We start from the raw sequence: 19,809 nt of genomic DNA, 5'->3' as shown, positions 1-19,809 counted from the left end.
GAGAGGAGGGGGCAGTGCGAGGGGTCAGCGCAGCTCGGCGACGGCGGCGCGGATCGCCTCGCCGTCGGGTTTTCCGGATGCCCGCATCGGAAGCTCGTCGACGAGGATCAGTCGCGCGGGCCTGGCGTGCTTTCCCAGCTCGGCCTCGACCGCGTCGCGCGCGTGCACCAGCTGATCGGTCTCGCTCCGCCGCAGTGCCGCGCCCCGGGCCGCCACGATCACGGATGCCTCACCCCACCGTTCGTCGTCGACGCCCACCACGACGGCATCATGCAGACCCGGCACCTGTCGCACGACGCGTTCGACCAGGTCGAGAGAGATGTTGATGCCGCCGGACACGATCACGTTGTCGGCGCGCCCCTGTACCCGCACCACCCCGTCATGGACGAGGCCGAGATCACCGGTGCGGTACCAGCGCAGTCCGTGGTCGTCGCGCACGAAGGTGCGGTCCGTCAGTGCCTGGTCCCCGAGATAACCGTCGGCCAGTTGGGGGCCGGCGATGCGCAGCTCGCCGTCCACGACTCGCACCGCGACCCGATCGAGCGGCACGCCGTCGTACACGCAGCCCCCCGCGGTCTCGGTCGAGCCGTAGGTGCGCACGAGGCGGATGCCGAGATCGGACGCCCGCTCGCGCAGCGGCTCCGGGAGCGCCTGCCCGCCGACCAGGATGGCGCGATACGCCCCCAGCGCCCCCCGCACGGCGGTGTCGTCCGCGGCATCGAGCAGCGTCGAGAGCTGCGCGGGGACGAGCGCGGTGTAGAGCTCGGGGAGGGTTCCTCCCGCCCCGGCTGCCGGGCGCAGCATCGACAGCGTGGCCTCCGCGAAGGAGCGCGGCGAGAAGCGGCCCGCGAGCGCGACCGGCGCGGTGCCGGCGACCAGAGACCGCACGAGCACCTGCAGGCCCGCCACGTAGCCCGCGGGAAGCGCGAGCAGCCAGCGACCGCTGCCGATCCGCTCCGCCGTGGCCTCCGCACCGGCTCGCAGCGCCTCGGCGCTGAGCACGACCCGTTTCGGGATGCCGGTCGACCCCGAGGTCGCGATCACGGCCGCCGTACCGTCGGGCACCTGCTCGGCGGCGCCGTCGATCATCCCGAGCCCGAGGGCCGGGCCGCCGCTGAGGGCCCCGCGCAACGCGTCCTGCAGCGCGACCGGATCGTCGGCGTCCGTCGGGATCAGGGAGACCATGCGCGTGCTCTCAGTAGTGCCAGGGGAACGACGACCAGTCGGGCTCGCGCTTCTCGAGGAAGGAGTCCCGCCCCTCCACAGCCTCATCGGTGCCGTAGGCGAGGCGCGTGGCCTCGCCGGCGAACACCTGCTGGCCGACGAGCCCGTCGTCGACCGCGTTGAACGCGAACTTCAGCATGCGGATCGCGGTGGGCGACTTGGTGAGGACGGTACGCGCCATCGCCAGCGCCTCGCGCTCGAGCTCGGCATGCGGCACGACGCGGTTCACCGCTCCCGCCTCATACGCGCGCTGCGCGGAGTACTCCTCCGCGAGGAAGAACACCTCGCGGGCGAACTTCTGGCCGGTCTGGCGGGCCATGTACGCAGAGCCGTAGCCGGCGTCGAAGCTGCCGACGTCGGCGTCCGTCTGCTTGAACTTCCCGTGCTCCGCGGAGGCGATCGTGAGGTCGCACACCACGTGCAGCGAGTGCCCGCCGCCCGCGGCCCATCCCGGCACCACGGCGATGACGACCTTGGGCATGAAGCGGATCAGCCGCTGCACCTCCAGGATGTGCAACCGCCCGCCGCGCGCCGGATCCTGCACCGCGGTCTCCGACTCGGAGTACTTGTAGCCGTCGCGCCCGCGGATGCGCTGGTCCCCGCCGGAGCAGAACGCCCAGCCGCCGTCTTTGGGGCTGGGGCCGTTGCCCGTCAGCAGCACCGCGCCGATGTGCGAGTCCTGGCGGGCGATGTCGAGGGCACGGTAGAGCTCGTCGACCGTGTGCGGGCGGAAGGCGTTGCGCACGTCGGGCCGGTTGAAGGCGATCCGCGCGACGCCGCCGTCGGTCGAGACGTGCGCGGTGATGTCGGTGTACTCCTCCGCCCCGGGCGCGAGCCGCCACTGGTCGGCGTCGAACAGGTCGGAGACGAATGTGCTGGTCACGTCATCCACCCTATTCCTGCGGACGCCTCAGAGCAGGGTGTGGACGACTCGCCAGGGGCGGGGATGCCGTGCCGCGGCGCGCACGGAGCAGAATGGGGCCATGCTCCCCTCCCTCGCAGACCTGCTCGATTCGGCCCGCGTCGTCGCGCTGCCGATGCACACGCGCTTCCGCGGCGTCGACACCCGCGAAGCCCTGCTCTTCGAGGGACCGGAGGGTTGGGCGGAGTTCTCCCCGTTCACGGAGTACGACGATGCCGAGGCCGCGACGTGGCTCGCCGCCGCGATCGACTTCGCGTGGAGCCCGCAGCCCGCGCCGCTGCGCGAGCGGATCGGCGTCAATGCCACGATCCCCGCGATCGAGGCAGCGCGCGTCGCGGAGGTGCTCGAGCGGTTCCCGGGATGTCGGACCGCCAAGGTGAAGGTCGCGGAACCCGGACAGTCGCTGGCCGACGATGTCGCGCGGGTGCGCGCCGTGCGCGAGGTCATGGGACCGGAGGGCCGCATCCGCATCGACGCGAACGGCTTCTGGAACGTCGACGAGGCCGAGCACGCGGTGCATGCGCTGGGCGAGTACGACCTCGAGTACGTCGAGCAGCCGTGCGCCACGGTGCCGGAGCTCGCCGATCTGCGCCGACGGATCAAGTACATGGGCATCCCCGTCGCCGCGGACGAGAGCGTGCGCAAGTCGGCCGATCCCCTCGCGGTCGCTCGGGCGCGGGCCGCCGACCTCCTGGTGATCAAGGCGCAGCCGCTGGGCGGGGTCACCCGGGCGCTGCAGATCATCACGGCCGCCGGGCTCCCGGTCGTCGTGTCCAGTGCGCTCGACACCGCCGTCGGTCTCTCCCAGGGCGCCGCATTGGCCGCCGCGCTCCCCGATCTCTCCTTCGACTGCGGCCTGGGGACGTCATCGCTGTTCCTCGACGACGTCGCCGACATCCGCCCGCACGACGGCAGCATCTCCGCCGCCCGGGTGACCCCGGACGGCGACGCGCTGCACCGGCTCGCCGCCCCGGACGAGCGGCGCGAGTGGTGGGTGGCGCGTCTCGCGCGCTGCCACTACGAGCTCAGCACCCGGGAGAGCTGACTCCCCCACCGGCTCCGTCGACGATCAGCTGCACCAGGCGGCCGAGCTCGTCGCTGCCGAAGTGGCGGAGCCCCTCGTCGTCCTGCCCCTCCATGGCGCCACGGACGGTCATGCCCTCCCAGACGATCATGAGCATGCGGGCCGCGACGTCGGCCGGCAGGCGCAGCTCGAGCGGCCCGGCCTCGACGATGTCCTCGATGATCCGGGCGATGCTCGCGACCATCTCGCGCTCCTGCGCCAGGTAGGCGATGCCGAACGCGGGGTCGCGCAGGGCGCGGATGCGGATCTCGCTCATCAGCATCACACCGAGGCGGTCGTCACCGCCGAGCTCCATCACCTGTCGGACGATGTCGACGGGATCGCAGCCCGCGGCGAGCGCGCCGTCCGCGGTCATCTCCTCGACTCGCGTGCGCACGGCGTTGAGGCGCACTTCGGCCACGCTGGCCGTGAGCATCAGGAAGAGCTCGTCCTTGGACTCGAAGTTGGAGTAGAAGGCCCCACGGGTGAAGCCGGCGCGTTCGCAGACCTCTTCGACGGAGGCGCCGTCGAGACCGACCTCCGCGAAGACCTGCGCGGCCGCCTCGAGGAGCCGCGCGCGGGTGTTCTCGCGACTGCGGGGAGCGGGTGTCGTCATCGAAACCTCCTGGCCCTTCACTCTCGCACGATTCACACCCCGCACACAGGCTGTGGCGGGTGGATGACTTTACGATACATCTATGTATTGGATACACCTGTGTATCCGCACGACATCCCCCGGAGGAACGCGTGTCCACTCTCCTGTCTTCGCTCGGTCGCTGGTCCTTCCGGCACCCGTGGCGGGTTCTCGTCTCCTGGCTCCTCGCTCTCGGCCTCGCGGGGGCGGGTGCCCTCGTGCTCGGCGCCGGCACCGACAACTCGTTCTCGATCCCGGGGACCGAGTCGCAGGCCGGACTCGAGCAGCTCTCCCGCTCCTTCCCCCAGGTGAGCGGCACGAGCGCGCAGATCATCGTGGTCGCCGCCGACGGCGACTCCGTCATGGACGACCCCTACCGCGACGACATCGAGGCCGCGGTGGACGAGCTGGGAGATCTCGACGGCGTGCTCGCCGCGAACTCGCCGTATGACGAGATGGTCAACGGCATGATCAACGACGACGAGACGGCGGCGATCGTGCGCCTGCAGTTCGACGGCGAGTCGACCGATGTCTCGGAGGAGACGAAGGACGCGCTGCGCTCGGTGTCGGATGCCCTCGCCGAGGAGCTCCCGTCGGGGGCTCGCACCGCGCTCGGCGGCGACCTGTTCGCCACCTCGATCCCGGGGCTGACGCTCACGGAGGCCGTCGGACTCGTGATCGCGCTCCTCGTGCTGATCGTGACGTTCCGCTCCTTCGTGGTGGCCGGCCTCCCCCTGCTCACCGCGGTGCTCGGTGTCGGCATATCGATGGCGGGCATCTTCGCCGCGACCGCGTTCGCCACGGTCTCCTCCACGACCCCGCTCCTGGCGCTGATGCTCGGCCTGGCCGTCGGCATCGACTACGCGCTGTTCATCATGGCCCGGCACCAGGACCAGGTCCGTGAGGGCGTCGATCCCGAAGAGTCCGCCTCCCGCGCCGTGGGCACCGCCGGATCCGCCGTCGTCTTCGCCGGTGTCACGGTGCTGATCGCCCTGATCGGCCTGGGCTTCGCCGGCATCCCGTTCCTGACGACCATGGGCATCGCCGCCTCCGTGGCGGTGGCCATCGCCGTGGCCATCGCGGTCACGCTGACCCCCGCGCTGCTCGGCTTCATGAAGGGCCGGGTCGTCGGCCGCCCGAAGCGCGAGCGCAAGGCCCGCAAGGGCAAGCCCGCCCCGGCGCCGCGCCGCGGCTTCAGCGAGCGCTGGGTCGGCGGCGTGACCCGACACCCGATCCTGGTCTCGGCCGCTGTCGTGCTCGGCCTCGGCATCGTCGCCGTGCCCGCCCTCAGCCTGAACCTCGCTCTGCCCAACGCCGGGGTCCTGCCCGAGTCCTCCGAGGCACGCCAGAGCTACGACCTGGTCGGCGAGGAGTTCGGCCCCGGGTTCAACGGCCCGCTGATCCTCACCGGCACGATCGTCACCTCCACCGACCCGCTCGGGCTGATGGAAGACCTCGGCGATGCCGTCGCCGACATCCCCGGCGTGAAGGAGGTCGCCCTCGCCACCCCGAACGAGACCGCCGACACCGGCATCGTCCAGATCGTGCCCGAGACGGCGCCGGACGACCCGGCGACCGCCGATCTCGTCCGCGAGCTGCGCTCCCACCACGACGAGTGGCTCGACGAGTTCGGGATCGACCTCAAGGTCACGGGCTTCACGGCCGTCGGCATCGACATCTCCGACCAGCTCGGCAATGCGCTGCTGCCCTTCGGCATCTTCGTGATCGGGCTCTCGCTGATCCTGCTCACGATCGTGTTCCGCTCTCTCTGGGTGCCGATCACCGCCGCCCTCGGCTACCTGCTCTCGATCGTCGCCGCTTTCGGCGTGGTCGGCGCGGTGTTCGAGTGGGGCTGGTTCGCCGATGCCCTGCACGTCGCGAAGGTCGGCCCCATCATCAGCTTCATGCCGATCATCCTGATGGGGGTGCTGTTCGGCCTGGCGATGGACTATCAGGTGTTCCTGGTGTCCCGCATGCGCGAGGACTTCGTGCACGACAAGGCCCTTCGACAGGGTGAGGGATCGCAGGGCGTGGATCGCGCCACCCGTCGCGCGGCGGCCCTGCGCGCGGTGCGCAGCGGCTTCACGGGCTCGGCCAAGGTCGTCACCGCCGCCGGACTGATCATGTTCGCGGTGTTCGTGGCGTTCGTCCCCGAGGGCGACTCCTCGCTCAAACCGATCGCCCTCGGCCTCGCGGCCGGCATCGCGATCGACGCGTTCCTGGTACGCATGACCCTGATCCCCGCACTGATGGCGATCCTCGGCGAGCGCGCCTGGCAGCTGCCCGCGTGGTTGGAGAAGATCCTGCCGAGCGTCGACATCGAAGGAGAGGCCGTCGAGCGCGAACGTCACCTCGCCTCCTGGCCCGGTGACGACTCCGTGATCGCCGCCGACGAGCTGTCCCTCGGCGCCGATGCCCCGGTGATGGCCGGAGCCTCGTTCCGCGTCGCCCCCGGCGGAGCTCTCATCGCCACCGGGAACGACGGCCGGGTCCGCCGCGCGCTCGCGCTGACGGTGGCCGGGCGCATCCCCGCAGACGAGGGCCGACTCCGGGTCGCCGGGCATCTGCTCCCCGGCCGGGCCGCCTGGGTGCGGGCACACGTGGGCTGCGTGCTGATCGACGACGCGGATGCCGCGCTGCTCGACCTCGAGGAATCCCTGCGCGGCCGATCCGCGGTCGTCGTGATCGACGGCATCGACCGTCTCGCCGGCGGGCAGCGCGACCAGGCCGCCGCGATGCTGCGCGACGCGGCGGCATCACGCCCCCTCGCGGTGTTCGCCACCGCCTCCGACGCCGCGGCGGCCCGCTCCCTCCTCGCGGAGGCCGGTTGGTCCTCCGCCGACGTCATCGACACCGGAACGGCCCGCCGTTCGTCCGAACACTCCACCGAGGTGACCGCATGACCCTCCCCATCGAGCGCGCACGCTCCCGCAAGCCCATCACGTGGCTGACCATCCTCGGCATCCTGCTGCTGCCCGCCGCCGTCGGGGGCGTCCTCGTCGCGGCACTGCAGGACCCGACCGAGCGTCTGGACTCGATGACGGCCGCGATCGTCAACCTCGACGAGCCGGTCACGATCGACGACCAGGTGACCCCGCTCGGGCGACAGCTCGCCTCCGGACTCGTCGAGGGTTCGGACGACTTCGACTCGAACCTCACCTGGGTGATCTCGAACGAGGACGACGCCGCGGAGGGGCTGGCCGACGGCTCCTACCAGGCGGTCATCACGATCCCGGAGAGCTTCTCGGCCGCTGCCACGTCCTCCGGCCAGGCGATCGCCGACGGCGGGGGCGACCCGGAGCAGGCGACCATCCGGGTGACGACGCCGGAAGACGGACTCGTGGCCGACGACCTCATCACCGGCCAGATCGCGAACGTCGCCGCGTCGACGCTCGGCACCATGCTCTCCGAGGCGACGACCGAGAACATCCTCGTCGGTTTCACGACCATCGGCGATCAGATCGGTGAGGCCGCCGACGGGGCGGTCGACCTCGCGACCGGCGCACGCAGTGCCGCGGACGGGGCCGCCGAGATCCCCGACGGCGCCACGCAGCTGGCCTCCGGGGCTGCAGACCTCGGCTCCGGTGCCTCCTCCCTCGCGTCGGGACTCGACACCATCGCCGCGAACACGCGCGACGCCGCGTCCGGCGCGGGCACGCTCGGTGCCGGCCTGACCGACGGCGGCACGCAGCTGCAGAACAACGTCGGGGACGTCACGCAGCTCGTGGGGGCGGTGCAGTCGGGTGCCGGAGCGGCACAGGATGCCGCGACGAAGACCGGCTCGCTGGCACAGGAGCTCGGTGCGCTGGCGGCGCAGTGCGTGCCCGCCACGTCCTCCCAGGCCACCTGCGATGCGATCGCCGCTGCCGCCGCCGACGCGGTCTCGGCCGCGACAGCCGCGGGCACCGCCTCCGGCATCCTGAACGCTCCGGAGGTGGCGGGTGGCGTCGCCGCCATCCCGGGCACGTTCGGCACGCTCGCGTCGACCCTCACGCAGGCCGGAGACGGCGCCACGGAACTCGCGGGCGGACTGAACCAGCTCGCGAGCCAGGGCATCGACCAGTCGGCCGCCGGAGCGCGCGCCCTCGCCTCGGGTGCGACGCAGCTCTCCGACGGCGCCACCGCGCTCGCGGACGGCACGACCGAGCTGGCCACCGGACTCGACACGCTCGCCTCCGGCACGGGCGAACTCGCCGGCGGCCTGCGCACCGCCGCCGATTCGCTCCCCTCGTTCAGCGACTCCGAGTCGACCTCCCTCGCCTCGGTGATCGCCGACCCGGTGTCGACGGACTCCTCGACGACGACCCTCTTCGGACCGACCGCGATCCCCCTGCTCGCCGCCGTGGTGCTGTGGTTCGGCGGGCTGGCGTCCTTCATCGTGATGCGCGCGCACACCGCGCGCACCCTCACCTCGCGCCGCTCCTCGGCCGGCCTCACTCTGCGGGCGTTCGCTCCCGCCGCCCTGATCGGCGCCGGACAGGGCCTGCTGCTGTCGGTGATCGTGCAGTTCGTGGCCAGTTACGACGTCGCCGCGTGGTGGACCTTCGCCGGGACCGCCGTGCTCACCGGCGTCGTGTTCGCCGCCGTGAACCAGGCCCTGGTGGCCGTCTTCGGCGGCATCGGCCGCTGGGTCAGCGCCGTGGTCGGTGTGCTCGCGGTGGCGACCGGGCTGATCTCGACGGTGCCCGGCTGGCTGTCGACCCTCGGCGGCGCGCTGCCGACCGCCCCCGCGTTCACCGGTCTCATCGCCGGGAACGGTGCGGCCGTGGCGGCTCTCGTCGTCTGGGGCGTGCTGTCGATCGTGGCGACGACCCTGGCGGTCGCGGTGCGCCGGACGACCTCCACGAAGGCGGTGCTCGCGACGGCCTGACCGCGGGATGCCGTCGGCGCACCTACGATCAAGAGATGCGCCACCCCTTCATGACGTCTCCCGACCAGCTCGCCGCACTCGAGGGACAGCAGTACCTCGTGCTGCGTCCGGAGCGCGCCGTGGCGGACATCTACCGCGCCGAACAGCGCACGGCACTCACCCGCGCGGCCGTGCCGGTCCCGCACCCGAATGCCGCGCACGTCACGCTCCGGGCCTTCCAGGAGCCGGAGCGCCGCGAGGAGCTGGCGGCGTTCCTGCGAGAATGGGCGGCCGCCCAGCAGCCGATCGATGTGGCCGCCGAGGCGGTCGACGTGTTCCCCGCTCCCTGGCAGGTCGTGCTCCTGCGACTCACCCGGAGCGCGACCCTGGTCTCGGCGTACACCAGTCTGAGCAATGCTCTCGAGACCACGGACTTCCGACGGGTCGACGAGCGCACCGTCGCGGACTGGACGTTCCACGTCTCGCTGATCTACGCGAAGACGATCGCCCCGGCCAAGTGGACCGAGCTGTCGCACTCGTCCCGCCGGTCACTCGGATCACGGCCGGCCGAGCGCATCGCCGAGCTCGAACTGGTGTCGTACCACGACGGCACCGAGCACGCCGAGGTCATCCCGATGCGGCCGCACGTTCGCGCCTGATCCCGCGGCGGACCTGCAGGTGCGCAGGATCCTTGCCGAGGGCTGCGGGCCGCGCCCGGGTTCAGGAGATGCCGGAGTAGGCGTGCAGACCCTTGAAGAAGACGTTCACGATCGTGAAGTTGAACATGACCGCCGAGAACCCCACGATGGCGAGCCACGCCGAGGGGTTGCCGCGCCATCCGCGGGTCGCCCGCGCGTGGATGTACCCCGCGTAGAGCACCCAGATCACGAAGGTCCAGGTCTCCTTGACGTCGAAGCCCCAGAAGCGGCTCCAGGCGTAGTACGCCCAGATGGACCCGGCGATCAGGGTGAACGTCCACAGGATGAAGCCGATGATCGTGAAGCGGTAGGCCATGCTCTCCAGGCGCTCCGCCGTGGGGAAGGTCCGCAGGAAGCCGGGGCCGGCCTTCTCCGCCCCCTCCTTCACGAGACGCTCGCGGCGGGACTGCATGAGCTGGATGACCGACAGGGCGAACGCGAGGGCGAAGAACGCGGTTCCGAGCGACGCGACGAACACGTGGATGACGAGCCAGACGCTCTTGAGCGGGTCCATGAGCGGTGAGACGTCGACATAGAAGTTCGTCGAGGACAGCCCCAGGAGCACCACGACCAGACCGGTGATGAACGTGCCGAGGAAGCGCAGGTCCATGCGCGTGAGCACGATCAGGTACACCGCGATGATCAGGAGCGTCCCGATCATCGCGAACTCGTAGAGGTTCGCCCACGGCACGCGTCCCGCCGCGATGCCGCGTGTCAGCGTGGCGCCGAGGTGGAAGAGGAAGGCCAGCACCGTCAGCGAGGTGCCGATGCGCGCCATGACGAAGCGCGGAGGCCGGGCATCCGACGAGACCCCCGATGCGGCGCCGGCCGTGGCCCCACCGCGCGCACCGACCGAGGCGCCGACCAGTTCGCGAGCCGTCTGCGAGTCCGCGGACAGCTGCGAGCGACGCGCGAGGTCGAAGGCGTAGGCCACGAAGGCCGCGGCGTAGACCGCGATCGCCGTCCACAGCAGGATCGGCGAGATCACGTTGAGGTCGAACATGGTGTCAGTCTACTTTCGGGGTGTCGGAGGCCGGGCGGTCGGAGGCCTCGCTGTCGGGTGCCGAGCTGTCGGGCGCAGCGTCGTCGGGCGCCGGAGCGGCGGTCGTCGTGCCGTCGGCGTCGAGAAGTCGGGCATGCCCGGCGACGAGGTCGTCGAGCGCGAGGGCGATCGTCGGGTCCTCGCCGCGGGCGAGACCGGCGTATTCGAGCGCGACCCCGTCGTCGCCGGCGGTCGCCTTGACCCACATGCGGCGGCGGGGAACGAACAGCGCCAGCATGAGCCCGCCGAGGGCGAGCAGCGCGAAGGCGAGCACCCACGGTCCGGAGTCATCGCGGTGGATCTGCAGCGAGGCGAAGCGCTTGACCGTCTGCGAGGCATCGGTCGCGCCCGCCGGCGACTCATCCTCGAAGGTCACCGTGCCCATGCCGTTCGGCAGGTCGGCGGTCTCGCCGGGGGCGAGTTCGATCGATTCGACGTCGGTCGTCCGTCCGGTCAGCTTGGTCAGATCGGTGGTGTCGAGCACGTACACCGACCGCGGCGTGCCGTCGTTGATGCCGAGGTCGCCCGAGTACACGTCGAGCGTCAGAGTGGGGTTCGTCAGCGCCCCGTAGGCCGAGAAGAAGGCCCCGCTCTCGAGCACGCCCGTCGTCGGGTAGAAGAAGCCCAGCAGTCCGAGCTGCTCGGGGAGCCCGTCGGTGACCTTGATGACGCCGAGCGACGTCATCTGCGTGTCCTGCGGCAGGAAGGGGATGCTGTTGGTGAACACCACATCGCCGGCCGCGTTGCGCACCGTGATGGTGGGGGCGTAGCCGTTGCCGAGCAGGAAGACCGCGTCATCGGCCACGCTGAGCGGCTCGTTGACCTTGACCGCACCGGTGCGCTCCTCGCCGTTCTCGTTCACGGTGACGTTGGCCGAGAAGTCTCCGGCCTGGCCGGAACCCGCCTCACCGAAGGGCTGGTACGTCACGTCGAAGCTGTCGAGCCGCATCGAGTAGGGAGCGAGCGCATCGTCGCCGACGAATCGTCCACGGTTCATGGAGTCGTAGTCGACGAGCGTGTTCGCGAACGTCTCGCCCTCGACCAGCACGCGCTGACCCGTGTACGAGAAGCCGCCGCCGATGCCGACCGTGATCAGCACGCCCACCAGTGCGAGGTGGAACAGCAGATTGCCGGTCTCGCGCCAGTAGCCGCGCTCGGCTGAGACGGAGAAGGTGCGGCCCCGGTCATAGCGCTCCACGCGGTAGCCGAGCGCCTTGAGCTGGCTCGTCGCGATGTCCACGGAGGTGGACGCTGCGGCCTCGGCGTCGCGCGCGGACGCGTCGGCGGGCACGCGCCGCACGGAGCGGAAGTCCTCGAGCCGCTGCAGGCGGGCGGGCGTGCGGGGAGGGCGCGCCCTGAGCGCCTTCGCGTGGTGACGGATGCGCGGGATCACGCATCCGACGAGCGAGGCGAACAGCAGCAGGTAGATCGCCGAGAACCACGGGGAGAGGTAGACGTCGAACAGCTTCAGACCGTCGAGGATCGGGAAGAGATCGGGGTTGTCGCGCTCCCACTGGCTGACACCGTTGGGGTCGGCCATGCGCTGCGGGAAGATCGACCCCGGTATCGCCGCGATCGCCAGCACGAGCAGCAGCACGAGGGCCGTGCGCATCGACGTGAGCTGGCGCCAGCCCCAGCGCAGCCAGCCGACGAGGCCGAGGCGCGGCTGGGCGATGGTGTCGTCGCCGTCGACGTGATCCGAGGGCCGGAGCGGATCGCTGCTGTCGTGGGGCTGGGAGGTCACGTCGTCCTTGATGGTCGAGCCTGCGTTCTTGTTCTCAGAGCGGGAGGAGGACACTGCTCATCACCGCCGTCAGTCGGGACATGATGTCGGTCCACAGCCCGGTCAGCATCAGGATGCCGAGGAGGATCAGCAGCACGCCTCCGATGATGTTCACGATGCGGATGTGCCGACGAAGGAAGCCGACCGTCTTCGTCGCCCAGCCGAAGCCGAGCGCGACGAGCAGGAAGGGGATGCCGAGTCCGAGCGAGTAGGCCAGCCCGAGGAAGCCCGCGCGCACCGGGTCGCCCGCGTTGAACGACAGCGCGAAGATCGCCGTGAGGGTCGGGCCGAGGCAGGGCGCCCAGCCGATGCCGAGCGCGATGCCCAGCAGCGGCGCACCGAGCACGCCGTACTTCGGATCGATGTGGAAGCGGAGCTCGCGCTGCGCGAACCCGAACAGCCCGAGGAAGACCAGTCCCATGAGGATGATGACCGCACCGAGCACGCGCGTGATCAGCTCGCCCCACTGGATCATGAAGACGTTCGCCGCACCGCCCAGCGCCGTGATCGCGACGAAGACGATGCTGAAGCCGAGGATGAACAGCAGCACGCCGAGGACCAGGCGCCCTCGCCCGGGACCGGCGGCATCCGCTCCGGCGACGGCGCCCTTCGGCGCGCGCGGCGTGACCGCACCGCCCAGGAAACCGAGGTATCCCGGCACGAGAGGCAGCACGCACGGCGAGAGGAAGGAGATCAGCCCGGCGAGCATCGCGACCGGGATCGCCAACCACAGGGTGCTGGAGCCGATGATGACGTCGACGTTCACCGCGCGCCCGCCGTGATCACGGTGACTCCGCGAGCGCGTCCTTGACGAGCGTGGAGAGGATGGAGGTGCCGTCGATCGGTCCGATGATCCGCGCGGCCACACGACCCTGCTTGTCGAGCACGAGAGTGGTCGGCGTCGCGGCGATGGGCACGGCCTCCGCGAACGCGAGCTTGGCCTCGGCCGTGTCGACATCGATCAGGCTCGGGTACGTGATGGCGAACTCGTCGGAGAAGGAGCGCGCGGTGTCGGCCTGATCACGGGTGTTGATACCGACGAAGGACACGCCCTGGTCGCGGTACTCCTGCCAGACGCTCTCCAGGTCGCCGGCCTCGAGACGGCATGGCGCACATCCGGCATACCAGAAGTTGACCACGGTGACCTGTCCGGCGAGGTCCGCGCTGTCGAAGTCCTCGCCGTTCTCGGTGACGCCGCCGAACTCGACGGGCTCGCCGCGTTCGGCGACCGGGATCTCGGAGATCGCGCCGTCGGCGGCGATGTAGCCCGTGTTCTCCCCGCTCAGGAAGGACTGGCTGACGGGATCGGGAGCGCAGGCGCTCAGACCGATCGCGACGACCGCGGCGAGCGCAGCACCGAGCGCACGGCGCGAGCGCCGGGTGCGGGTGGAGCGGCCGTCGCGGGGCGGAAGCCCGTCGACAGGCTCGGAGACCCAGAGAGCAGGAGGCACGATTCCCAGTTTACGCGCGGCTTCCTATGCATAGGCCCGATGCGGAGGCCGCCCGCCCGGAGGCCTTCAGAGCCGCGCGAGCACGTCCGCGACGCTCGCTCGGAAGCGCGGACACGTGGCGATGTCGTGTGAGCGGCACCGCATCGCGTGCTCGGTCATCTCGCGCGAGAGCCGCATCTCCTGCATCCGGCGATCCAGGTCGTCGAGGTGCGCCTGCAGCACCACGTGCCGCCCCGCACTCCCGTCGTCGAGGAGCACCGCGATCTGCTCGAGACTCATGCCGGCCGCCTTGCTGCGCTGGATCACCGCGATGCGGACGACCTCGTCCTCCCCGTACCGGCGCCGCCCCGCGTCGTCGCGCGCCGGCCGCAGCAGCCCGACCGCCTCCCAGTGCCGGAGTACGTTGGTGGGGAGATCGAAGCGCGCGGCGATATCGCCCACGGACCAGGGATGACCGGAACTTGACTTCATGTTGACATGAAGTCACAGACTGAGACCGCACGCAACCCCGTCGGTCGAAAGGACCCTCCATGTATGACGCGATCGTGATCGGCGCCGGCCCCGCCGGCCTGCAGGCCGCCCTGACGCTCGGGCGGATGCACCGCTCGACCCTGCTGCTCGATTCCGGGGAGTACCGCAACGGCATGGTGCCGCACATGCACAACGTGATCGGCAACGACGGCACACCGCCGGCGGAGTTCCGGGCCACCGCCCGCACCCAGCTCGCCGCCTACGCCGACGTCGAGATCCGCCGCACCACCGTCGAGAACGTGGCCGGCGTGGAGGGCGACTTCGTCGTCTCGCTGCTCGACGGGTCGTCGGCGTCGGCCAGGACGGTGATCCTCGCGACCGGCGTGGTCGACGAGCTTCCCGAGGTCGAGGGGTTGGCAGCGCTGTGGGGCACGCGCGCCTTCGCCTGCCCCTTCTGCGACGGACACGAGCACGCCGGCCTCCCCATCGCCCTGCTCGTGCGGGGCGGCGCCGCCCGCGCGCAGCACCTGATCGGCCTGCTGGGGCGCATCGTGAGCGACATCACCGTGGTGCCGATCGGCGAGGCCTTCACGGCGGAGGAGCGCGCCTCGCTGAAAGAGCGGGGAACCCTCGTCAGCGGAACGCCCGTGGACTCGGTCTCCGCAGAAGGGACCGGCGTCCGCGTGCGCACGGCCGATGCCGAGCACGATGTCGCGGGGGTCTTCGTCGCCGCGGGAGCGATGCGTCAGCGCGCCCCCTTCGCCGCCCAGCTGGACCTGCACATGCTCGAATCCGGCGCGATCGAGATCGACGACTTCGGCCGCACCTCGACCCCCGGCGTGTACGCGGCGGGAGACCTCGCGCACCGCGCCTCGTTGCCCGGCCCCCTGGCCGCGGTGATGATGGCCGCAACGGCCGGCCAGTTCGCGGCCATCGGAGTCATCCAGTCACTGCTCGCCGCCGAGCACTGAGCCGGACGCTGCTCAGACCGCGCCCACGTCGACCGCGCCGTCCACCTCCGCCGGGGCGGCATAGGCGACCTCGCGCCACACATCGCCGACGCGTTCGAACGAGGTCACGCTCGACAGCGCGCAGCGCCGGGTGCGCGGGTCATGCTGCAACGGCAGACCCGCAACCCGGAGGTGCGTGATCCAGATCGGCGCCTGATGCGACACCATGACCACGTCTCCGGCGCTCTGCCCCGGGCCCGTCGCCGCATCCCACGCCTCATCCATGGCGCCGAGCATCCGCTCCGCGATCGAGGTGTACGGCTCACCCCAGCTCGGCACCGAGGGCTGCCGCAGGTGCCACCAGTTGAGGGGATTCAGCAGCGATCGCCGCATCTGCGTGCCCTCGAACACGTTCGTCGGCTCGATGACCCGGATGTCGATCTCGGGGACCAGGTCGAAGCGCTGCGCGAACGGCTCGGCCGACTCCTGCGCCCTCTCCAGCGGCGAGGAGTAGAGAGCGACGACCGGACGCCCCAGACCGCCGACGTGATCCGCCGCGGCCTGCGCCATCCGTTTCCCGGCTTTGCTGAGGTGGAAGTCCGGGAGGCGCCCGTAGAGCACACGGCGCGGGTTGTGCACCTCTCCGTGGCGGACGAGGTGCAATCGCGTCGCCGTCATCCTCAGGCCCTGGAGTACCGCGCGTCGCCGAAGCCGAGGATCAGGTAGCCGATGTAGGGGAAGACGAACAGCAGGAAGAACGAGAACAGCCCGCCCTTGCCGAATCGCTCACCGAGCTTGATCGCGACGATGATGCCGAAGACGATGTTGACGATCGGGATCAGGTACAGCAGCGCGAACCACCCGGACATGCCGGCGATGCGCACCAGGAAGATGACGTTGACGATCGGGATGATCGCGAAGATGCCGGGCTGGCCTGCCTTCGTGAACACCTTCCACAGTCCGATCACGACCGCGACGTAGAAGACGAGGGCGATCAGACCGGAGGTGCCGGAGAAGATCGATGCGTACAGGTCGGAGATGCCGTTGGAGTCCATGGTGCGCCTTTCGTTCGTGGCGATCCTACTGACGATCGCCCTCCCGCCGCGGGAACGACGCCGATCGGGCACGATCGGCCCCCGTAGAATGGGCGGGCTCCCCATTTCCCAGATCAGAAGGAATACTCCGTGCTTCGCACCCACTCGGCAGGCTCACTGCGAGCCGAGCACATCGGTCAGACCGTCACCCTCACGGGCTGGGTCGATCGTCGTCGTGACCACGGAGGAGTCGCCTTCATCGATCTGCGGGATGCCTCGGGCATCGCCCAGGTCGTCATCCGCGACGAGGAGATCGCGCACCCGCTGCGCAACGAATTCGTCCTGAAGGTCACCGGCGAGGTCTCGCAGCGACCGGCGGGCAACGCGAACCCCAACCTCCCCACCGGCGAGGTCGAGCTGATCGCCGCCGAGGTCGAGGTGCTCAACGAGTCCGCTCCGCTGCCCTTCCAGGTGTCCACGGCGGTCGCCGAGACCGAGACGGTCGGGGAAGAGGCGCGCCTCAAGTACCGCTACCTCGACCTGCGCCGCCCGGCCCAGGCATCCGCTCTGCGCCTGCGCTCGAACGTCTACAAGGCGATCCGCGACGTGCTGCACGCCGAGGACTTCACCGAGGTCGAGACGCCGACCCTCACGCGCTCGACGCCCGAGGGCGCCCGCGACTTCCTGGTGCCGGCTCGCCTGAGCCCCGGCAGCTGGTACGCCCTGCCGCAGTCGCCGCAGCTGTTCAAGCAGCTGCTCATGGTCGGCGGTGTCGAGAAGTACTTCCAGATCGCCCGCTGCTACCGCGACGAGGACTTCCGCGCCGACCGTCAGCCCGAGTTCACGCAGCTCGACATCGAGATGAGCTTCGTCGACCAGGAAGACGTCATCACGCTGATGGAGTCGCTCATCGCCGCGATGTGGTCGACCATCGACGTCGAGGTGTCGCTGCCGCTGCCGCGCATCACGTATGCCGAGGCCATGGCCAAGTACGGCTCCGACAAGCCCGACCTGCGCTTCGGCCTCGAGCTCGTCGAGGCGACTGAGTACTTCGCCGACACCCCCTTCCGCGTGTTCCAGGCCGAGTACGTCGGTGCGGTGCGGATGCCCGGTGGCGCGAGCCAGCCGCGCAAGCAGCTCGACGCGTGGCAGGACTGGGCCAAGCAGCGCGGCGCCCGCGGCCTCGCCTACGTGCTCTTCAACGAGGACGGCTCGCTCGGCGGCCCTGCTGCCAAGAACCTCTCCGAGGCGGAGCAGGCCGGACTCGCGGAACTCGTCGGAGCCGAAGCCGGCGACTGCGTGTTCTTCGCCGCGGGTTCCGCCAAGGACAGCCGTGCGCTGCTCGGTGCCGCCCGCGTCGAGATCGGTCGCCGTCTCGGCTACCTGAACCCCGACGAGTTCGCCTTCACCTGGGTCGTCGACGCTCCGATGTTCGAGCCCGCCGCCGACGCGGTGGCCTCGGGCGACGTGGCCGTCGGTGCGGGGGCCTGGACGGCCGTGCACCACGCGTTCACGGGACCGAAGCCGGAGTTCGCCGACACGTTCGACACCGACCCGGGCTCGGCACTCGCCTACGCGTACGACATCGTGTGCAACGGCTCGGAGCTTGGCGGCGGCTCGATCCGTATCCACCGCGAAGACGTGCAGAAGCGCGTGTTCGAGGTCATGGGCATCAGCGAGGAGCAGGCCGACGAGCAGTTCGGCTTCCTGCTCGACGCGTTCAAGTTCGGCGCCCCGCCGCACGGCGGGATCGCACTCGGCATGGACCGCGTCATGCAGCACCTGACCAAGACCGACTCGATCCGCGAGGTCATCGCGTTCCCGAAGTCGGGAAACGGCTTCGACCCGCTGACCTCGGCTCCCGCGCCGATCACCGACGCACAGCGCGCCGAAGCCGGCGTCGACTTCGAGCCCGAGGACGACGAGGCCTGATCCGCGCCCGTCCGATCTGACGAGACCCCGTGCTGTCCGCCGTACGGGGTCTCGTCATGTGCGGATCCTTCGGCCGTGTGCGCTCCGCTCGGACGGATCCCGGGAATCCGGCCGCGCGAACCGCACGAAGCCGAGGAAGCGCACGGCCGAAGGGAGCGCACGGCCGAGGAACCACGGTCGAGGACGCGCTCAGCCGAGCAGTGCGAGCGCCGGCAGGATGTTCTCATTCCAGACGTCGACGCCGAGCTTGCCGATCAGCCCGATCACGACGACGAGGAACACCACCCGGATGAAGGTGGTGCCGCGCGCGATCGCCATGCGCGAGCCGAGGTAGCTGCCCGCGACGTTCGCGACGGCGAGGATGCCGCCGAGCAGCCAGAGCACCGAGCCGTGCGGGATGAACAGCAGCAGGGCGCCGGCGTTGGTGGCGAAGTTCACGATCTTGGCCTTGGCGCTCGCCTGCAGGAAGTCGTAGCCCATCAGTGCGACGAGGGTGATGACGAGGAACGTGCCGGTGCCCGGGCCGATCATGCCGTCGTAGAAGCCGATGCCGAGCCCGGCGGCCCCGGCCATGACGTGATGCCGCCGGCCCTGGAACCTCAGCTTCGTCGCGGCACCCAGCTGCGGTCGGAACGCGGTGAACAGCGCCACCGCGAGCAGAGCGACGACGATGATCGGCTTGAACGCGGCCGGCGGGAGGATGGTGGCGACCGCGGCTCCCCCGAACGATCCGACCAGAGCGATCACCGCCATCGGCACCGCGGTGCGGATGTCGGGTCTCGCGCGCCGGTAGTAGGTGACGCTGCTCGTGGCGGTGCCGAAGACCGAGGCGAACTTGTTCGTCGCGAGAGCCTGCACGGGGGCGATCCCCGGGATCAGCAGCAGCACGGGGAGCTGCAGCAACCCGCCTCCCCCGACCACGGCGTCGATCCAGCCGGCGCCGAAGGCCGCGAGGATCACCAGCAGCAGCAGGCCCCAGGTGAGCTGCTCGAGCCCGAGCACTGCGCCGATATCCATCCCGCCAGAATGCCAGATGCGCACCACCCCGGCCGACGCGCCCCGACGTTCACGATTCAGGACAAGGGGTCGCGTTCGGGGCGGCAGACGCCCGATCCTCGCGACTCCGGCGCGATCGTGCGGAATGGTTAACTGGTCGGCTGACAGACTGGGGTCATGCTCGACGCTCTGCCCCTCCCCCACGCGTTCGACTCCCGCGTCGGTCGCGCCCTGCTCCGCCGCGCGACGAGAGCGGACGCGGATGCCGTGATCGCGCTGCTCGCCGACGACCCGATCAGCGCGGCGCGGGGCGACGTGGCATCCGACGCCGACCGCCCCGCCTACACGGCCGCCCTCGACGAGATCGTGGCCGAACCCTCGAATGATCTGCTCGTCGTGGAGCTCGATGGCGCGATCGTGGGCACCCTGCAGCTCACCTCCATCCCCGGCATGGCCCGACGCGGCGCGCGTCGCCTGCTCGTCGAGGCCGTGCGGGTGCGCAGCGACCTGCGCTCGTCCGGCATCGGCTCGACCGTGATGCGCTGGGTCGGTGACGACGCCGCCCCCGCCCTCGGCGCGGCGATGGTGCAGCTCACCTCGGATGCGGCCCGCACCGAGGCGCACCGCTTCTACGAGCGGCTGGGGTACGTCGGCTCCCACCGGGGCTTCAAGCTCACCCTCCCCGGCTGAGTCCGCGGCGTCGAGACGCCACGCACCGGATACCGCGCGTTCACTCGATCCGCGATGACCGGTAACCCGC

Annotated in this window: 18 protein-coding genes; 7 read left to right on the top strand and 11 right to left on the bottom strand. The window is 70.6% G+C overall.

Annotated elements, in window-relative coordinates; translation table 11 throughout:
- Window positions 1–24 precede the first annotated feature (24 nt).
- Both ACWA14_RS03300 and ACWA14_RS03295 read right to left on the bottom strand, forming a co-directional pair.
- Window positions 25–1,185: an AMP-binding protein gene (locus ACWA14_RS03300; RefSeq protein WP_463796052.1), complete on the bottom strand. Its 1,161-nt coding sequence runs from the start codon at window positions 1,183–1,185 to the stop codon at window positions 25–27.
- A gap of 10 nt (window positions 1,186–1,195) precedes the next feature.
- Entirely contained in the window at window positions 1,196–2,107 is a 912-nt protein-coding gene (locus ACWA14_RS03295; protein ID WP_463796051.1) for a 1,4-dihydroxy-2-naphthoyl-CoA synthase, read from the bottom strand.
- Between the two features lie 100 nt (window positions 2,108–2,207).
- On the opposite strand from ACWA14_RS03295, the gene ACWA14_RS03290 reads away from it, so the two are divergent.
- Window positions 2,208–3,191 carry an o-succinylbenzoate synthase gene (locus tag ACWA14_RS03290; RefSeq protein ID WP_463796050.1) on the top strand — a complete coding sequence of 328 codons (984 nt, stop codon included), beginning with the start codon at window positions 2,208–2,210 and terminating at the stop codon, window positions 3,189–3,191.
- On the opposite strand, the gene ACWA14_RS03285 is transcribed toward ACWA14_RS03290, so the two are convergent.
- Window positions 3,172–3,825 carry a TetR/AcrR family transcriptional regulator gene (locus ACWA14_RS03285; protein WP_463796049.1) on the bottom strand — a complete coding sequence of 218 codons (654 nt, stop codon included), beginning with the start codon at window positions 3,823–3,825 and terminating at the stop codon, window positions 3,172–3,174. The genes ACWA14_RS03290 and ACWA14_RS03285 overlap by 20 nt on opposite strands.
- Before the next feature lie 131 nt (window positions 3,826–3,956).
- Here ACWA14_RS03285 and ACWA14_RS03280 point away from each other — a divergent pair, with 131 nt between their 5' ends.
- Genes ACWA14_RS03280 through ACWA14_RS03270 form a run of 3 tightly spaced genes read left to right on the top strand, consistent with a single transcriptional unit; the run spans window position 3,957 to window position 9,351 of the window.
- Window positions 3,957–6,746: an MMPL family transporter gene (locus ACWA14_RS03280; RefSeq protein ID WP_463796048.1), complete on the top strand. Its 2,790-nt coding sequence runs from the start codon at window positions 3,957–3,959 to the stop codon at window positions 6,744–6,746.
- Window positions 6,743–8,713, top strand: coding sequence for a YhgE/Pip domain-containing protein (locus tag ACWA14_RS03275; RefSeq protein WP_463796047.1), 1,971 nt, complete (start codon window positions 6,743–6,745; stop codon window positions 8,711–8,713). Before ACWA14_RS03280 ends, ACWA14_RS03275 begins: the two co-directional genes overlap by 4 nt.
- Window positions 8,714–8,748: 35 nt before the next feature.
- Window positions 8,749–9,351, top strand: coding sequence for a 2'-5' RNA ligase family protein (locus ACWA14_RS03270; RefSeq protein WP_463796046.1), 603 nt, complete (start codon window positions 8,749–8,751; stop codon window positions 9,349–9,351).
- A 61-nt stretch (window positions 9,352–9,412) separates the two neighbouring features.
- Here the strand turns inward: ACWA14_RS03270 and ccsB are convergent, their stop codons facing one another.
- From ccsB to ACWA14_RS03245, 5 genes are all read right to left on the bottom strand, one after another.
- Window positions 9,413–10,393: a c-type cytochrome biogenesis protein CcsB gene (gene ccsB, locus ACWA14_RS03265; RefSeq protein WP_463796045.1), complete on the bottom strand. Its 981-nt coding sequence runs from the start codon at window positions 10,391–10,393 to the stop codon at window positions 9,413–9,415.
- Between the two features lie 4 nt (window positions 10,394–10,397).
- A complete protein-coding gene (gene resB / locus ACWA14_RS03260; protein WP_463796044.1) occupies window positions 10,398–12,176 on the bottom strand; it encodes a cytochrome c biogenesis protein ResB in 1,779 nt (592 codons plus the stop codon).
- A 34-nt stretch (window positions 12,177–12,210) separates the two neighbouring features.
- On the bottom strand, window positions 12,211–12,981 hold the full coding sequence (locus ACWA14_RS03255) for a cytochrome c biogenesis CcdA family protein (protein WP_463796043.1): 771 nt from the start codon (window positions 12,979–12,981) through the stop codon (window positions 12,211–12,213).
- Window positions 12,982–12,997: 16 nt separating this feature from the next.
- Window positions 12,998–13,666: a TlpA family protein disulfide reductase gene (locus ACWA14_RS03250; protein WP_463796042.1), complete on the bottom strand. Its 669-nt coding sequence runs from the start codon at window positions 13,664–13,666 to the stop codon at window positions 12,998–13,000.
- 66 nt (window positions 13,667–13,732) lie between these two features.
- Window positions 13,733–14,137, bottom strand: a complete 405-nt coding sequence (locus tag ACWA14_RS03245; protein ID WP_463796041.1) for a MerR family transcriptional regulator — start codon at window positions 14,135–14,137, stop codon at window positions 13,733–13,735.
- Window positions 14,138–14,196: 59 nt separating this feature from the next.
- On the opposite strand from ACWA14_RS03245, the gene ACWA14_RS03240 reads away from it, so the two are divergent.
- Window positions 14,197–15,108, top strand: a complete 912-nt coding sequence (locus ACWA14_RS03240) for an NAD(P)/FAD-dependent oxidoreductase (protein WP_463796040.1) — start codon at window positions 14,197–14,199, stop codon at window positions 15,106–15,108.
- A 12-nt stretch (window positions 15,109–15,120) separates the two neighbouring features.
- On the opposite strand, the gene ACWA14_RS03235 is transcribed toward ACWA14_RS03240, so the two are convergent.
- Entirely contained in the window at window positions 15,121–15,765 is a 645-nt protein-coding gene (locus ACWA14_RS03235; RefSeq protein ID WP_463796039.1) for a histidine phosphatase family protein, read from the bottom strand.
- Between the two features lie 2 nt (window positions 15,766–15,767).
- Window positions 15,768–16,142 carry a DUF5684 domain-containing protein gene (locus tag ACWA14_RS03230; protein ID WP_463796038.1) on the bottom strand — a complete coding sequence of 125 codons (375 nt, stop codon included), beginning with the start codon at window positions 16,140–16,142 and terminating at the stop codon, window positions 15,768–15,770.
- A gap of 129 nt (window positions 16,143–16,271) precedes the next feature.
- Between ACWA14_RS03230 and aspS the strand changes: the two genes are divergently transcribed.
- Window positions 16,272–18,053, top strand: coding sequence for an aspartate--tRNA ligase (gene aspS / locus ACWA14_RS03225; RefSeq protein ID WP_463796037.1), 1,782 nt, complete (start codon window positions 16,272–16,274; stop codon window positions 18,051–18,053).
- A gap of 189 nt (window positions 18,054–18,242) precedes the next feature.
- Here the strand turns inward: aspS and ACWA14_RS03220 are convergent, their stop codons facing one another.
- A complete protein-coding gene (locus tag ACWA14_RS03220; protein WP_463796036.1) occupies window positions 18,243–19,070 on the bottom strand; it encodes a sulfite exporter TauE/SafE family protein in 828 nt (275 codons plus the stop codon).
- Window positions 19,071–19,226: 156 nt separating this feature from the next.
- Here ACWA14_RS03220 and ACWA14_RS03215 point away from each other — a divergent pair, with 156 nt between their 5' ends.
- Window positions 19,227–19,739 carry an N-acetyltransferase family protein gene (locus ACWA14_RS03215; protein ID WP_463796035.1) on the top strand — a complete coding sequence of 171 codons (513 nt, stop codon included), beginning with the start codon at window positions 19,227–19,229 and terminating at the stop codon, window positions 19,737–19,739.
- The last annotated feature ends 70 nt before the right edge of the window (window positions 19,740–19,809 follow it).

This window comes from Microbacterium sp. TW_SC_2, assembly GCF_055361165.1.
This window is presented reverse-complemented; position numbering and strand designations above follow the sequence as displayed.

Coding starts and splice junctions, on each gene's coding strand:
- ACWA14_RS03230 (WP_463796038.1), bottom strand. CDS start 16,142: ATGGACTCCAACGGCATCTCCGACCTGTACGCATCGATCTTCTCCGGC.
- ACWA14_RS03220 (WP_463796036.1), bottom strand. CDS start 19,070: ATGGATATCGGCGCAGTGCTCGGGCTCGAGCAGCTCACCTGGGGCCTG.
- ACWA14_RS03285 (WP_463796049.1), bottom strand. CDS start 3,825: ATGACGACACCCGCTCCCCGCAGTCGCGAGAACACCCGCGCGCGGCTC.
- ACWA14_RS03270 (WP_463796046.1), top strand. CDS start 8,749: ATGCGCCACCCCTTCATGACGTCTCCCGACCAGCTCGCCGCACTCGAG.
- ACWA14_RS03235 (WP_463796039.1), bottom strand. CDS start 15,765: ATGACGGCGACGCGATTGCACCTCGTCCGCCACGGAGAGGTGCACAAC.
- ACWA14_RS03275 (WP_463796047.1), top strand. CDS start 6,743: ATGACCCTCCCCATCGAGCGCGCACGCTCCCGCAAGCCCATCACGTGG.
- ACWA14_RS03215 (WP_463796035.1), top strand. CDS start 19,227: ATGCTCGACGCTCTGCCCCTCCCCCACGCGTTCGACTCCCGCGTCGGT.
- ACWA14_RS03300 (WP_463796052.1), bottom strand. CDS start 1,185: ATGGTCTCCCTGATCCCGACGGACGCCGACGATCCGGTCGCGCTGCAG.
- ACWA14_RS03245 (WP_463796041.1), bottom strand. CDS start 14,137: ATGAAGTCAAGTTCCGGTCATCCCTGGTCCGTGGGCGATATCGCCGCG.
- ACWA14_RS03240 (WP_463796040.1), top strand. CDS start 14,197: ATGTATGACGCGATCGTGATCGGCGCCGGCCCCGCCGGCCTGCAGGCC.
- ccsB (WP_463796045.1), bottom strand. CDS start 10,393: ATGTTCGACCTCAACGTGATCTCGCCGATCCTGCTGTGGACGGCGATC.
- ACWA14_RS03290 (WP_463796050.1), top strand. CDS start 2,208: ATGCTCCCCTCCCTCGCAGACCTGCTCGATTCGGCCCGCGTCGTCGCG.